The sequence below is a fragment of the Paraburkholderia sp. genome (assembly GCF_035501035.1).
Taxonomy (GTDB): Bacteria; Pseudomonadota; Gammaproteobacteria; order Burkholderiales; family Burkholderiaceae; genus Paraburkholderia.
In genome coordinates, this window is record NZ_DATJWR010000334.1 from 1 (window position 1) to 12,686 (window position 12,686).

Consider the following 12,686-nt stretch of genomic DNA (forward strand, 5'->3'; position numbering starts at 1 on the left):
GCAAAGCGCGCCGGCGACGAGCGCCGTGCGGTACAGGTCTTCGATCGCGAAGAGGTTGTAGAGCGCGAGCGCCGTGGAGGCTTGCGTACCGTTCAGGAGCGCCAGACCCTCCTTCGCCTGCAGCGCGAGCGGCTTGAGGCCAACGAGCCGCAGCCCTTCTTCCGCGCTCATGCGCTCGCCCTTCGCGAACACGTCGCCCACGCCGAGCAGCACGGCCGACATATGCGCGAGCGGCGCGAGGTCGCCCGAGGCGCCCACCGAACCCTTCACCGGAATCACAGGCAGCACGTCGGCGTTGAACAGCGTGATGAGCGTGTCCATCACTTCGCGGCGGATGCCGGAGTGGCCACGGCCCAGGCTCGAGAGCTTCAACGCCATCAGGAGCCGCACGACCGGGCGCGACATCGGCTCGCCCACGCCCACGGCGTGCGAGAGCACGAGATTGCGCTGCAGCAGTTCGAGCTGGTCGTTCGGAATGTGTGTACTCGCGAGACGCCCGAAGCCCGTGTTGATGCCATAGGCGGGCTCGCCTTTCGCCGTGATCTCGGCGACGGCGCGAGCGCCCGCGTCGATGGCCGCGAAGCTGGCCGGATCCAGTTCGAGCTTCACGTGTTCACGTGCGATCTGGCGAAGTTGGGGCAGGGTCAGGTGGCCGGGGGTGAGTTTGATCATGATCAGTAAAAGTTGTCTGGACAAGGTGAAAGCAGATTACCCAATCAAGCTTGTCTATACAAGTTGAATCCGCTACACGTATACCCGCATTACCGCTATCTAACGGCTTAATTACGGCATCTTTCGATTGCAGCACTGCGGCGGACCTCGGTGATAACACCGATTGCCCACCCTCCTCACACGTCCATAATTGTATAGACAACTTGCCGGGCCGAACCTCCACCCCGTGACCGGGCACAGGCGCTTGTGCAACGTGAGCAGGTCCGCGACACGGCGCCAACCTTTCCTAACGGAGACTTCATGAAGAAACTTGCCTTGTGTGTCGCCCTCGCCCTTGCCGCCGGTGGCGCGTATGCGAAAGACTGGTCCACCATCCGCTTCGGCACCGACGCGAGCTATGCGCCCTTCGAATCGAAGGCTACCGATGGCAAGCTGGTCGGCTTCGACATCGACCTCGGCAACGAGATCTGCAAGCGCCTGAACGCGAAGTGCGTATGGGTCGAGCAGGACTTCGACGGCATGATTCCCGGCCTCAAGGCCAAGAAGTTCGACGGCGCGCTCTCCGCGCTCACGATCACCCCGCAGCGCGAGCAGCAGATCGCCTTTACGACGAAGCTCTACAACACGCCGACGCGCCTCGTCGCAAAGCAAGGTTCACCGCTGCAGCCGACGGTCGCGGCGCTGCAGGGCAAGTCGGTGGGCGTCGAGCAAGGCTCGATTCAGGAAACCTATGCGAAGGAGAACTGGGCGCCCAAGGGCGTCAACGTGATTCCCTACCAGAATCAGGACCAGGTCTATCTGGACCTGCAGTCGGGCCGCCTCGACGCCGCGCTGCAGGACGAAGTGCAGGCCAATCTTGGCTTCCTGAAGACGCCGCGCGGCACAGGCTTCGCGTTCGCCGGCCCGCAGATTCCCACGGGCGCCGCCGCCATCGGCCTGCGTAAGGAAGATGCCGACCTCAAGGCGAAGATCGACAAGACGATCGCCGACATGATCAAGGACGGCACGTACAAGAAGATCGAGTCAAAGTATTTCGACTTCGACCTGTACGGCGGTTGAGCGCCGTAGTCTTCATCCGCAAGAACTGAGAAGGGCGCCACCCGCCCTCTCTTCGAGGACATCCATCCATGGACTTTCAAGGCTTCGGCCCGCTGCTCCTCGCGGGCACGTGGGAAACCATCAAGCTCGCGGTGCTCTCGCTCGCCGCGGCATTCATTCTCGGGCTCGCCGGCGCCGCGGCGAAGCTCTCGCCCAACCGCGTGCTCTCGCGCATCGGCACGATGTATACGACGCTCATTCGCGCGGTACCCGACCTCGTGCTGATGCTGCTGCTCTTCTACAGCATCCAGATCTGGCTCAACGACCTCACCGACACGATGGGCATGGACCAGATCGACATCGACCCGTTCGTGGCCGGCGTCATCACGCTCGGCTTCATCTACGGCGCGTACTTCACGGAGACGTTCCGCGGTGCGTTTCTCGCCGTCCCGCGCGGGCAGATCGAAGCCGGCTTTGCCTACGGCATGAGTGCCCGGCGCGTGTTCACGCGCATCCTGTTCCCGCAGATGATGCGTTTCGCGCTGCCCGGCATCGGCAATAACTGGCAGGTGCTGGTGAAGGCGACGGCGCTCGTCTCGATCATCGGCCTCGCCGACGTGGTGAAGGCCGCGCAGGACGCGGGCAAGGCCACGCAGGCATTCTTCTTTTTCACGCTCGTGACCGGCGCGATCTATCTCGCCATCACCACGGTTTCCAACCTGGCATTGCACCGCCTCGAAAAGCGCTATTCGACCGGTGTGCGGAGGGCAGCGCTGTGATCGAACTCCTGCGGCAATACTGGCCCAACTATCTCTTCAGCGACGGCTACAACTACAGCGGGCTCGTCGTCACGCTCTGGCTGCTGGTCGTTTCGATCGTGGTGGGTTTCCTGCTTGCCGTGCCGCTCGCCATCGCGCGCGCGTCGCGCAACCGCTGGATTTCGCGCCCTGTGTGGGTCTACACCTATGTGTTTCGCGGCACGCCGCTCTACGTGCAGCTGCTGCTCTGCTACACCGGCCTCTACAGCCTGCACTTCGTTCACGAAAACGCGGTGCTTTCCGACTTCTTTCGCAGTGCGATGAACTGCACGCTGCTGGCGTTCGCGCTGAACGAGTGCGCCTACGCAACCGAGATCTTCGCCGGCGCGATCCGGGAGACCTCGTACGGCGAAATCGAGGCCGCTCAAGCCTACGGCATGTCGAAGACGAAGCTGTACACGCGCATCATCCTGCCCTCGGCGTTGCGGCGCGCGCTGCCCTCGTACAGCAATGAAGTGATCCTGATGCTGCACGCCACGACACTGGCCTTCACGGCCACCGTGCCCGACATCCTGAAAGTGGCGCGCGACGCGAACTCCGCCACCTACATGACGTTCCAGGCCTATGGCATTGCGGCCGCGCTGTATGCGTCCGTCGTCTTCGCCCTGATCTGGGCTTTCCGCCGCATGGAAACGCGCATGCTGGCTTACCTGAAACCGCAAGGGCACTGAATTACACGCAGTCCTGATGGAGTGTATCGAGAATGTACAAGCTGACTGTCGACGACCTGCACAAGAAGTTCGGCGAGAACGAGGTATTGAAGGGGGTATCGCTCAAGGCAAAGGCTGGCGACGTGATCAGCCTGATTGGCTCGAGCGGCTCCGGAAAAAGCACGTTCCTGCGTTGCATTAACTTCCTCGAATCGCCCTGCTCGGGCCGCATCACGCTCAACGGCGAGGAAATCCGCACCACCACCGACCGCGGCGGCGCACTGCGCGTGAGCGACCCGAAGCAATTGCAGACCATGCGCACGCGCCTCTCGATGGTCTTTCAGCATTTCAACCTGTGGGCGCACATGACTGTGCTCGAGAACATCATCGAGGCGCCAGTGAGTGTGCTCGGGTTGAGCCGCAGCGAAGCCGAAGCCCGCGCGCGCAAGTACCTCGACAAGGTGGGGCTGGCGACGGGCGTCGAGAGCAAATATCCGTCGCACCTGTCCGGCGGCCAGCAGCAGCGCGTGGCGATCGCGCGCGCGCTCGCGATGGAACCCGAAGTGATGCTGTTCGACGAGCCCACCTCCGCGCTCGACCCGGAACTCGTGGGCGAAGTCCTGCGAGTGATGCAGGCGCTCGCGGAAGAAGGCCGTACGATGATCGTCGTCACGCACGAGATGGGGTTCGCGCGCAACGTTTCGAATCACGTCGTGTTCCTGCACAAGGGGAAGATCGAGGAGCAGGGCGACCCCAAAGAAGTGCTCAATACGCCGCGCAGCGAACGGCTCCAGCAGTTTCTCGCGGGACGGCTCAAATAAATCCCCTTCGATGTAAGTGCGTCGCTCCCGCAGGAACTTCGCGAGACGGCGCGTGAGCATGGCTTTCGTGGGCTGCTATGCGGGTACCGGCATTCTGCCTACACTACCCGCATGCCGCCCGCCCCTACGAAACGCATGCCCCTTCGCACGACCCACCACGCCAGCCCGCCTGCGCCGCCTCCGGCGCCGGCCGGCGGCGCGCTGGAGGACCCAGCCCTGCTGCGCCGCCTGCTGCGCGCGAAAGACCGCATGGACGCCGCCTCGCACGAGGCCTGGCCCGTCAAGCGCCTCGCCGAGGTCAGCGGGGTATCGGAAGCGCACTTCGCGCGCTCCTTCAAGCGCGCTTTCGGCCTGCCGCCGCATCGCTACCTGTTGACGCGGCGCATCGAGCAGGCCGCCACGCTGCTGCGCGACACCGATCTCGGCATCACGGAAGTCGCCTTCGCCACCGGTTGGGAAAGTCTCGGCACCTTCGGCCGCACGTTTCGCGACGTTACCGGCTTGAGCCCCAGCGCCATGCGCCGCGAAGCTCAGGCCGGCATGCCCGGGCTCGACCGCGTGCCAGCCTGCGTGCTGAAGGCCGCGCAACGCCCCGACCTCACCACAGCAGTTTTGGAGAAGCGCCGTCGAGCGGCCAAAGCTAAAGTGCGGCCATCAATCAAGGAGGTGTCATGAACCAGGGTATCAGTGTGGTGGGTCTGTACGTCGACGACCACGACGAAGCGCTCGCGTTTTACGTCGACAAGCTCGGAATGCGCGTCCATACGGACGTGCGTAACGGTTCATACCGATGGCTCACGGTCCAGCATCCGGAGCAGCCTTCGTTCCAGCCCGGCCTGTTCACACCCGGGCCGCCCGTTCACGACGAAGCCACAGCGCAAACCCTGCGCGCCATGGTCGCCAAGGGCGCGATGCCGCCGCTCGTGCTCTCCGTGGCCGACTGCCGCGCCAGCTACGAGCGCCTGAAAGCCCTCGGCGTGGAATTCACGCAGGAGCCGATAGACCGCTATGGCAGCGTCGACGCCGGTTTCCGCGATCCGGCCGGCAACGGCTGGAAGATGATTCAGGCGCCCAGGCACGAAGCCTGAACGCGTGTGCTGACCTTGCGCCGCGAACGCGGGCCGCCGCGAGGCACGATTAGCTTTGCCCGGCCGCGTGGCCCGGCGGCGAAATCGCGCCGAGTTGCATCATCAGTCCGAGCATGTCCATGATGATGCGCGTCTCGCGGATCCTGCCCGCCTCGACGCGGTCGATGACGATACCCCAAACCCGTACCGGCCGCCCAGTGGGCGGCACGCCAAGAAACGCTTCGTGATGCGTACCCGTCCACTCGAAGCGTGTGACGACCCGGTCAGCTTCGGCCAGTTGTTCCTCGATGCGCCAATGCATGTCCGGAAAAGCCATGCGCATCATGCGCACGACATCCTTGAGTCCTTCGAGGCCCGGGCGCTGCCCCGGGAAAGGGACCTGCTCCACCATGTCTTCCCAGAAGTACTGGCCGGCGGCGTCGATATGCCCCTGGTTCAGCACCTCTTCCACAAATCCACGCACCACGTTGGCGGGCTCTTGCATAGGATGGTCTCGCGTTGGTTAGCCGGGAAGAAATCAGCTCGACTCGCGGCGAATAGTCCCGGGCCAGTCATTGCCGAAGGTCGTGCCGAGCCAACAGCACGATAGCGTGAGTGCGCGGCAAAACAGCGAATACGAATGTACGTTGGCACACATTCCAATGCACTTGATCGGCGCCCGCTGCACCTGCCCTTGCAAAGGCTCAGCGGTGCCGCAACGCGCAACCGCGGCGCATACGCGCTTTCGGCTCAATGACGTGAGCGCGACTGCCGCCATCCAAGGGGCCAGGTGTCCGAAGATACGGTAGCGGCCTCGCTGGCGTTGCCTTCGAAATAGTCGCGACTTTCGGCGATTTCCTGATAGTCGATTTCGCCGTCCAGCATGACATATTCGTGAATGCGCAATCCCGCGCACAGAATGACCTCGATATTGCGGTCCGTCGCGGGGAACGCGGCTTGGGGCTTGCCCTCCTGGGTAATCAGCAAGAGCTGCGCACCCAGCCTGTCCTTGATGAAGAGTACCTGTATCACTCGCGAAGTTTGCACGCGAGTTCGATCGCCCGCCAGGTCCAGATACGTTTCACTCACTTTTTCGAACATTGCCGCCTCCAGTGCGGTGAGCCTCGACCCTCGACCCTCGACCCTCAACCTGGTTGAGTCCGGCATCGGTATGGCGCCCACCTGAATTACATGACAAATCAACTATAGTCGCCCCGCGAACCTGCTGCAGGCGACATCCTGTCGCAACAAGCATTGAATTGCTCATATCTATATTCAGATCATGGATGATTCCTTGATTTTTCATCTTTCCCATCGAGACAGGAAACATATCATGCTGCATAATATTCATTGCAGATTTCGTGAAATTGCCTGCGTTTAACCGATTATTTACGCCTTCTTTCGGATTTGTCAGGCAGCAGTGAATCGGTGCCTGAACAATCCACATTTAGTAGATATGTCACCTTATTGGTGTCGCGGAACAGCCTGTGGGCTGAACTTTCAAGGAGCTTTTGTAATGGAACGCGAAGTCGTCGTTGTCAGCGGTGTGCGCACCGCCATTGGTAAATTCGGCGGCAGCCTGAAGGACGTGCCGACAACGGAACTCGGCACAATGGTCGTGCGCGACGTTCTCGCTCGTGCGGGCGTGGCCGGCGACCAGGTGGGCCATGTGGTGTTCGGCAATGTGATCCCGACGGAACCCAAGGATCTGTATCTTTCACGCGTTGCTGCGATCAATGGCGGCGTTCCCCAGTCCACCCCCGCCTTCAACGTCAATCGCCTGTGCGGCTCCGGCCTCCAGGCAATCGTTTCCGCAGCGCAGACCATTCTGCTCGGCGACGCCGAAGTCGCGATCGGCGCCGGCGCCGAGAACATGAGCCGTGCCCCCTATATCTCCACGGACGCGCGCTTTGGCTCCCGCATGGGCGACAGCCGCCTGGTCGACATGATGCTCGGCGCGCTGAACGATCCGTTCGACACCGTCCCGATGGGCGTCACCGCCGAAAACGTCGCGGAGAAGTTCGGCATCACGCGCGAACAGCAGGACGCACTCGCGGTGGAATCCCACCACCGCGCGGCGCGCGCGATCGCCGAGGGCCGCTTCAAGGAGCAGATCCTCCCGATCAAGCGGAAGGTGAAAGGCAAGGAGGTGACGTTCGACACCGACGAGCACGTGCGCGCCGAAATCGACGCGGCCGAGATGGCCGCCATGCGCCCGGTCTTCAAAAAGGAAAACGGCACCGTCACAGCCGGCAACGCTTCGGGTATCAACGACGCCGCTGCCGCGGTGCTGATGATGGAGCGGCAAGCCGCCGAGCGCCAGGGCATCAAGCCGATGGCGCGACTCGTTTCCTATGCGCACGCCGGTGTCGATCCCCGCTACATGGGCATCGGGCCCGTGCCGGCAACCCGGCTCGCGCTCGAACGCGCGGGCTTGCGCATTGGCGACGTCGACGTGATCGAGGCAAACGAGGCATTCGCCGCGCAAGCCTGCGCCGTCAGCCAGGAACTGCAACTCGACCCGGCGTTGGTCAATCCCAATGGCTCGGGCATTTCGCTCGGCCACCCGATCGGCGCAACGGGCGCGCTCATCACCGTGAAGGCGCTGTACGAACTCAAGCGCACGGGCGGCCGCTATGCGCTCGTTACGATGTGCATCGGCGGTGGTCAGGGCATTGCGGCCATCTTCGAAAACATCGAAGGTTGACGTTCCATGCAAGAAGCGCCGCCCACCTAAGGAGGGCGGCGCTTCTTCTGACGTCATCCCGAGGGTACGCGCAGCGGGCGCGATAACGGCGATAGCGCGCTAACCCGATAACGCGCTTTTACAGCCAGTCGAACGCCGCAGACGGCGCATGGTTATCCATCCAGTCATACTGCGTGGTTGCAACCGACCATGCCCAGTTCGAGGGCGAATGGACCGCTGCGCCGCGGCTTGTCTCAGCCGGGCCGCAGTCTTGCGCGACACGCTCTACGCCATCGTTGGCGCGAACAAGTTGGCTTGCGTTAATCATGGCTTTCATTTCGATCCTGCTCCAATAACAAAAAATCGTTTGCACGCGGCTACGCAAACCGCGCCATTGCTTGGCGCGCCGCCTGCTCGCGCAGCGCGTTCACGCGTTCCAGGTCGCGCAAGTCGCTGCGACGGCCGATGGCAAACGCGATCGCAGCGAGCAACGGGGCAAGCGGGACCCATTGCAGCGCGCCAAGCAGGCCGATCCGGTCTGCAATCACGCCTGTGAGCACGGCGGCGGGCGCGAGACCCAACAGGTTGTTCGCGAGCGTCAGCGTGGCAAACGCCGATGCATGGATCGACGGCGGCGTGAGATTCGCGACCATCGCGCCCGAGGGCCCCGTCGCGCCGGCGCAGAAGAACATTCCGCAGCCAAGCAGCACGAGCTGCAACGGCCCCGCTGGCAGCCGGAAGGCAATGCCGAGCAGAACACAACACAGAACGCAGTACGCGATGGCGATCATCCACTTTCGCTGCACGACTGCCCCGTTCAGACGATCGGCAAGATTTCCGCACAGCACCATGCCAAGCCCCGTCACGAGCACGAATGCCGACGCTGCGACGGCCGCCCTGCCGGGCGCCATGCCGTAGTACCGGTTCAGGAAGCTCGGCGTCCACACCCACACGGCCGCAGGTACGACGAGATGAAGACCGCTGCCCACGTAGGCGCAAACGACGGACTTCGTAGAGAAAAGCCCTTTCAGAAGCGCACGGAAGCTCGTGCGCACGCCGAGGCTATGGTGCTGGGCGGCGCTACCGGGCTGCAAGGGTTGCAGGGCTCGCAGCCGCTCTTCCGTGACCATGCAGCGGTAAATGAGGACGAACAAAAGACCGAAGCCAGCGATTGCCCCGAACGACCAGCGCCAACCCAGCTGCGTAGCAAGGGCGCCACCCGCCGCCATGCCCAGCACGGAACCGAATGCGCCGCCCGCCATGAAGGTGGCCGTGAGCGTCGCGCGCAAACGCGGCGGGAAAATGCTCAACACTAGCGCAATGCCCACGCTGCCATAGGCGGCTTCGCCAACACCCACGAACGCACGCGCGAGCAACATCTCCCCGTAATTCGTGGAGATGGCGCATCCCAGCGTTGCGAGACTCCAGAGCGCCGACATCAGGGCGATGCTCTTCACGCGACCCCAGCGGTCCGCGAGCACCGACAACGGAAAGGTCAGCACGCCCACCATCAGCGCCACGACGCTGCTGAGTGAACCGAGTTTCGTGTCGGAGAGATTCCATGCGGTCTTGATGAACGGGAATACCGCGTTGAGCACCTGTCGCGACACATAGTCCGACAGCAGCAGACCCACGGTCAGTGCACATACCCCCCACGCATACGCGGGTACGTCCGAATGTACGGCCGACGTATCGCCCGTCGTCGTTTCTGCGTGCTGCAAAAGCATTGCGTTTCCTTCGCTTCCTGCGCGTTCAGCATCCTCTTCCTGGTGAACGAACGATACGGCAATCCGGCGACGCGATTTTTGCTTCCAATGCCATTTTTTTATGTTTTGACGCCACTCCGCGTTAACACCGAGCGCGTTTTGCAGGCGACATTGCGCCGCTCAGCAGTTTGATGACAAATCAATGATCGGCAATGAGTGCCCGGAAGCGATTCACGGGCACGGGCACGGGGAAGCGGGCACGCCGGTTTCAGCGGCGTGCCGCATGGGGGCATCAGTGAAGCGGCTTTCTGCCAGTTGAGAACGCCGCAGGGGGGACGTACTGCAGATCAGGGCGTCGAGTCCCAGCCGTGGGACGCGAGAACCTTGTCGATGAGATAGCGAAGCGCCACGCGTTCCGCCTCATTCAAGCTCTGATAAAGGTCGCCGTCGCGCTTTTCCAGTGTCGGGCCGATCTTTTTGAAGATCTTCCGGCCTTCGCTCGTGAGTGAAATGATGACGCTGCGTCCGTCCTTGTCGTTGCCTGCGCGCGCGAGAATCTCTTTCGCGAGCATGGCCTCGACTGTGCGGCTCGCCTGGCTCTTGTCGAGATTGGCGCGGCGGGAAATGTCCATGACCGTTTGCGGCCCGAAGGTGCCGATTGCCGCGATGATGCTCGCCTCCGGATACGGCACGCCGAGCTTTTCGCGCGACAACTCGCTGCTCATGCGATCGGCGATCTTGGTCAACGCCTTCAGCCGGTAAGTCAAGGATGCTTCCGCACCCGGCTCATTGGTACTCGCCATATCCCCCTCGAAAAATGGATCCGGAAACCCGGCAAAGAAACCCGGCTATGTTGCCCTGTTCGCGCCCACGAGGTCAACTGCCGGGCACCGTGGTCACGCTGCACTTTCCGCGGCCGCGCGCGCTTCACGAGCCGTTGCCGCATGTATGCGTTGCCTACGATCCCCATGTTGAGGAGGTCGATCGACATGGTCTTTTTCCCAATTCGATTTACCCGGATTTCGTCTGCAAAAAAGGCCTGCTTATTGGATCGTATGCATTGCGTGAAGCGCAATATCAGGTGACGTCTAGCCCATGCAATTTCTCTACTCGCTTTTATTGCGGCCGCTTATACTTCACGCGTTCAACGCGCGAACATGGCCATGAGCAAACGAATGACTGTCCGGCGTTCGCCGGTCCACGGAAAAGGCGTCTACGCATTGCGCCCGCTGCGGGCCGGCGAACGCATCTTCGAGTACAAGGGAAAAATCATGAGCTGGAGCAGCGCGGCCCGGCGCTATCGCTGGCGCGAAGACGACGCTCATACGTTTCTCTTTGGCCTTTCGGACGGGCGCGTGATCGACGGCGGCCAGGGCGGCAACTGGGCGCGCTGGCTCAACCACGCATGCGAGGCAAACTGCGAGACCATCGAAATAGACGGTCACGTATTCATCGACGCATGCCGCGACATCATGCCCGGCGAAGAGCTCTTCATCGACTACGCGCTCGAATTGCCGGAAGACACGGACGAGCAAACCCTGCGCGAATACGCTTGCCGTTGCGGCACGCCGGCTTGCCGCGGAACGATGCTCGCCGGCGTCGTCGGTAGCGTGGCCGCCGCGCCTGCCTCGCTGATCAGCGCTATCTAGGCTGCGTCTCAGCGGCCTTCGAAATGGCCGCGGCCGCGTGCGAGCCGGCTTCGAGCAGCGCATGCAGCGTGACCTGATCGGCGCCGCCCGAATCCGCCGTCGAAGCGAAGCGCCGCGCACGCGGTTCGTGATCGTGAATCGTGGCGCGCACAAGCGGATAGATCTGCGTCTCCCAGCGCCGTCCGTTGAAAACGCCGTAGTGCCCCACGCCCGTCTGCACGTGATGCGTCTTCATGTAAGACCGCAGCCCCGTGCATAGCGCCTGCGCCGCGACGGTCTGCCCCACCGAGCAGATATCGTCCTTCTCGCCTTCGATCGTGAGCAGCGCCGTGCGCCGGATCGCGTGCGGCTCGACAAGGCGCTCGCCCACCTTGAGCTTGCCGAGCGGCAGCGCATAGTCCTGAAACACCGAGCGCACCGTTTCCAGATAGAACTCCGCCGTGAGATCGGTCGTGGCGAAATACTCGCGGTAGAAGTCGCGAATCGCATCGGCTTTCGCGGGATCGCCCTTGGCGCGCTCGAGACGCATCTCCGCAAACGAGGCCAGATGGCGCCCGAAATTCATCTGCATGAACGCGCCTAGCTGAACGAAGCCCGGATACACGCGCCGGTGCGCGCCGCGAAACCCGCCCGGCACCGCGCTGATGAGGTTGCGCTCGAACCACTCGATCGGCTTGCTGTTGGCAAGTTCGTTCACCGCGGTGGGATTCACGCGGCAATCGATCGGGCCGGCCATGAGCGTCATGCTCGCGGGCTGAGCCGCATCGTTGTCGGCGGCCATCAACGAAACGGCCGCCAGCGCGGCGACCGTCGGCTGGCAGATCGCCATCAGGTGCGAGTCGGGGCCGACCGCGCGAATGAACGACATCACGTGCTCGACGTATTCATCGAAGCCGAAGCGGCCCGCCACCAGCGGCACGTCGCGCGGGTTGTGCCAGTCGGTGATGTAGACGTCGTGATCGGCCAGCATCGTGCGCACGGTGCCGCGCAGCAGCGTCGCGAAGTGCCCCGACATCGGTGCGACGAGCAGCACGCGCGGCTGCGGCGCGGCCCCCTCCTTGCGAAAGCGCAGCAGCGATGCGAACGGCGTGCGTTTCACCACTTCTTCCGTCACGCTCACCCGCTCGCCGTTCGACTGCACAGTATCGATGCCGAAGGGCGGACGCGCGTGCGTGAGGCCGGCCATCTCGATCAGCTCCCAGCCGGCATCGATGTCGCGCGCGTTCAGACCGCCCGCGAGCGTGGGCCACGCGGCCAGCGTGGTGCGCGCAAACGACGCGGTCGCTCGCCAGGGGAGCGTCAGATCCGCCATCGCCTGGTAGGCCGGATAGGCAAGCAGGTTCATGGGAGCGGTTTCTCGGTTGGGGTGAATGCTGAAGAGGCAATACATATGCCAGCACGCGTTTCACTGGCACGGTGCTTGCACCCCTTTGCGCAGACCAGGAGCACGCTGCTGCCAGACGGGCGGCGGCCCGCCTGCACGCCTCGTGTGGCGACGTTCGCAACCCGCGCCGATTCTTCGCCAGCTCGCTGAATGCCGCAAATTAGTGCGTCGCAGCGGCGGGGGGGGGGGGGGGGG

The 12,686-nt window shown here is 63.1% G+C and carries 16 protein-coding genes; 8 read left to right on the forward strand and 8 right to left on the reverse strand.

The features are described 5' to 3' along the window. A partial coding sequence (locus VMJ11_RS24740; protein ID WP_325622705.1) for an aromatic amino acid lyase occupies window positions 1-672 on the reverse strand: 672 nt, incomplete at its 3' end. 300 nt (window positions 673-972) lie between these two features. On the opposite strand from VMJ11_RS24740, the gene VMJ11_RS24745 reads away from it, so the two are divergent. The 6 genes from VMJ11_RS24745 to VMJ11_RS24770 all read left to right on the forward strand — a co-directional run bounded on the left by VMJ11_RS24745 (window position 973) and on the right by VMJ11_RS24770 (window position 5,087). After that, window positions 973-1,731: an ABC transporter substrate-binding protein gene (locus tag VMJ11_RS24745; RefSeq protein WP_325622707.1), complete on the forward strand. Its 759-nt coding sequence runs from the start codon at window positions 973-975 to the stop codon at window positions 1,729-1,731. Window positions 1,732-1,799: 68 nt separating this feature from the next. After that, a complete protein-coding gene (locus tag VMJ11_RS24750) occupies window positions 1,800-2,489 on the forward strand; it encodes an ABC transporter permease (RefSeq protein ID WP_325622709.1) in 690 nt (229 codons plus the stop codon). After that, a complete protein-coding gene (locus tag VMJ11_RS24755) occupies window positions 2,486-3,199 on the forward strand; it encodes an ABC transporter permease (protein WP_325622710.1) in 714 nt (237 codons plus the stop codon). The genes VMJ11_RS24750 and VMJ11_RS24755 overlap by 4 nt, the downstream gene beginning before the upstream one ends. Before the next feature lie 32 nt (window positions 3,200-3,231). After that, complete coding sequence (locus tag VMJ11_RS24760; RefSeq protein WP_325622712.1) at window positions 3,232-3,999, forward strand: ABC transporter ATP-binding protein; 768 nt, start codon at window positions 3,232-3,234, stop codon at window positions 3,997-3,999. Window positions 4,000-4,134: 135 nt separating this feature from the next. Then, complete coding sequence (locus tag VMJ11_RS24765) at window positions 4,135-4,674, forward strand: AraC family transcriptional regulator (RefSeq protein WP_325622714.1); 540 nt, start codon at window positions 4,135-4,137, stop codon at window positions 4,672-4,674. After that, complete coding sequence (locus VMJ11_RS24770) at window positions 4,671-5,087, forward strand: VOC family protein (protein ID WP_325622716.1); 417 nt, start codon at window positions 4,671-4,673, stop codon at window positions 5,085-5,087. The genes VMJ11_RS24765 and VMJ11_RS24770 overlap by 4 nt, the downstream gene beginning before the upstream one ends. 49 nt (window positions 5,088-5,136) lie before the next feature. Here VMJ11_RS24770 and VMJ11_RS24775 read toward each other — a convergent pair whose 3' ends face one another. From VMJ11_RS24775 to VMJ11_RS24785, 3 genes are all read right to left on the reverse strand, one after another. Further along, the gene (locus VMJ11_RS24775; RefSeq protein ID WP_325622718.1) at window positions 5,137-5,571 is read right to left on the reverse strand and encodes an ester cyclase; all 435 of its coding nucleotides are present in this window, start codon (window positions 5,569-5,571) and stop codon (window positions 5,137-5,139) included. Window positions 5,572-5,816: 245 nt separating this feature from the next. Then, the gene (locus VMJ11_RS24780; RefSeq protein WP_325622720.1) at window positions 5,817-6,167 is read right to left on the reverse strand and encodes a hypothetical protein; all 351 of its coding nucleotides are present in this window, start codon (window positions 6,165-6,167) and stop codon (window positions 5,817-5,819) included. Continuing rightward, complete coding sequence (locus tag VMJ11_RS24785; protein WP_325622722.1) at window positions 6,148-6,513, reverse strand: hypothetical protein; 366 nt, start codon at window positions 6,511-6,513, stop codon at window positions 6,148-6,150. The genes VMJ11_RS24780 and VMJ11_RS24785 overlap by 20 nt, the downstream gene beginning before the upstream one ends. A gap of 69 nt (window positions 6,514-6,582) precedes the next feature. On the opposite strand from VMJ11_RS24785, the gene bktB reads away from it, so the two are divergent. Next, window positions 6,583-7,773, forward strand: a complete 1,191-nt coding sequence (gene bktB / locus VMJ11_RS24790; RefSeq protein WP_325622723.1) for a beta-ketothiolase BktB — start codon at window positions 6,583-6,585, stop codon at window positions 7,771-7,773. Window positions 7,774-7,891: 118 nt separating this feature from the next. On the opposite strand, the gene VMJ11_RS24795 is transcribed toward bktB, so the two are convergent. The 3 genes from VMJ11_RS24795 to VMJ11_RS24805 all read right to left on the reverse strand — a co-directional run bounded on the left by VMJ11_RS24795 (window position 7,892) and on the right by VMJ11_RS24805 (window position 10,261). Further along, window positions 7,892-8,089, reverse strand: coding sequence for a hypothetical protein (locus tag VMJ11_RS24795; RefSeq protein ID WP_325622725.1), 198 nt, complete (start codon window positions 8,087-8,089; stop codon window positions 7,892-7,894). Between the two features lie 40 nt (window positions 8,090-8,129). Beyond that, complete coding sequence (locus VMJ11_RS24800) at window positions 8,130-9,479, reverse strand: MFS transporter (protein WP_325622727.1); 1,350 nt, start codon at window positions 9,477-9,479, stop codon at window positions 8,130-8,132. 326 nt (window positions 9,480-9,805) lie between these two features. After that, entirely contained in the window at window positions 9,806-10,261 is a 456-nt protein-coding gene (locus tag VMJ11_RS24805; protein ID WP_325622729.1) for a MarR family winged helix-turn-helix transcriptional regulator, read from the reverse strand. Between the two features lie 372 nt (window positions 10,262-10,633). On the opposite strand from VMJ11_RS24805, the gene VMJ11_RS24810 reads away from it, so the two are divergent. After that, window positions 10,634-11,107, forward strand: coding sequence for an SET domain-containing protein (locus tag VMJ11_RS24810; RefSeq protein WP_325622731.1), 474 nt, complete (start codon window positions 10,634-10,636; stop codon window positions 11,105-11,107). On the opposite strand, the gene VMJ11_RS24815 is transcribed toward VMJ11_RS24810, so the two are convergent. Then, window positions 11,100-12,452, reverse strand: coding sequence for a polyhydroxyalkanoate depolymerase (locus VMJ11_RS24815; RefSeq protein WP_325622733.1), 1,353 nt, complete (start codon window positions 12,450-12,452; stop codon window positions 11,100-11,102). The two genes, VMJ11_RS24810 and VMJ11_RS24815, sit on opposite strands and share 8 nt — an antisense overlap. Window positions 12,453-12,686 lie beyond the last annotated feature (234 nt).

What these genes read in the sequence shown, in the direction of transcription:
- bktB (WP_325622723.1), top strand. Translation starts at nt 6,583, where the DNA reads ATGGAACGCGAAGTCGTCGTTGTCAGCGGTGTGCGCACCGCCATTGGT.
- VMJ11_RS24760 (WP_325622712.1), top strand. Translation starts at nt 3,232, where the DNA reads ATGTACAAGCTGACTGTCGACGACCTGCACAAGAAGTTCGGCGAGAAC.
- VMJ11_RS24795 (WP_325622725.1), bottom strand. Translation starts at nt 8,089, where the DNA reads ATGAAAGCCATGATTAACGCAAGCCAACTTGTTCGCGCCAACGATGGC.
- VMJ11_RS24815 (WP_325622733.1), bottom strand. Translation starts at nt 12,452, where the DNA reads ATGAACCTGCTTGCCTATCCGGCCTACCAGGCGATGGCGGATCTGACG.
- VMJ11_RS24810 (WP_325622731.1), top strand. Translation starts at nt 10,634, where the DNA reads ATGACTGTCCGGCGTTCGCCGGTCCACGGAAAAGGCGTCTACGCATTG.
- VMJ11_RS24765 (WP_325622714.1), top strand. Translation starts at nt 4,135, where the DNA reads ATGCCCCTTCGCACGACCCACCACGCCAGCCCGCCTGCGCCGCCTCCG.
- VMJ11_RS24780 (WP_325622720.1), bottom strand. Translation starts at nt 6,167, where the DNA reads ATGTTCGAAAAAGTGAGTGAAACGTATCTGGACCTGGCGGGCGATCGA.
- VMJ11_RS24770 (WP_325622716.1), top strand. Translation starts at nt 4,671, where the DNA reads ATGAACCAGGGTATCAGTGTGGTGGGTCTGTACGTCGACGACCACGAC.
- VMJ11_RS24775 (WP_325622718.1), bottom strand. Translation starts at nt 5,571, where the DNA reads ATGCAAGAGCCCGCCAACGTGGTGCGTGGATTTGTGGAAGAGGTGCTG.
- VMJ11_RS24785 (WP_325622722.1), bottom strand. Translation starts at nt 6,513, where the DNA reads ATGTGGATTGTTCAGGCACCGATTCACTGCTGCCTGACAAATCCGAAA.
- VMJ11_RS24805 (WP_325622729.1), bottom strand. Translation starts at nt 10,261, where the DNA reads ATGGCGAGTACCAATGAGCCGGGTGCGGAAGCATCCTTGACTTACCGG.
- VMJ11_RS24750 (WP_325622709.1), top strand. Translation starts at nt 1,800, where the DNA reads ATGGACTTTCAAGGCTTCGGCCCGCTGCTCCTCGCGGGCACGTGGGAA.
- VMJ11_RS24745 (WP_325622707.1), top strand. Translation starts at nt 973, where the DNA reads ATGAAGAAACTTGCCTTGTGTGTCGCCCTCGCCCTTGCCGCCGGTGGC.
- VMJ11_RS24800 (WP_325622727.1), bottom strand. Translation starts at nt 9,479, where the DNA reads ATGCTTTTGCAGCACGCAGAAACGACGACGGGCGATACGTCGGCCGTA.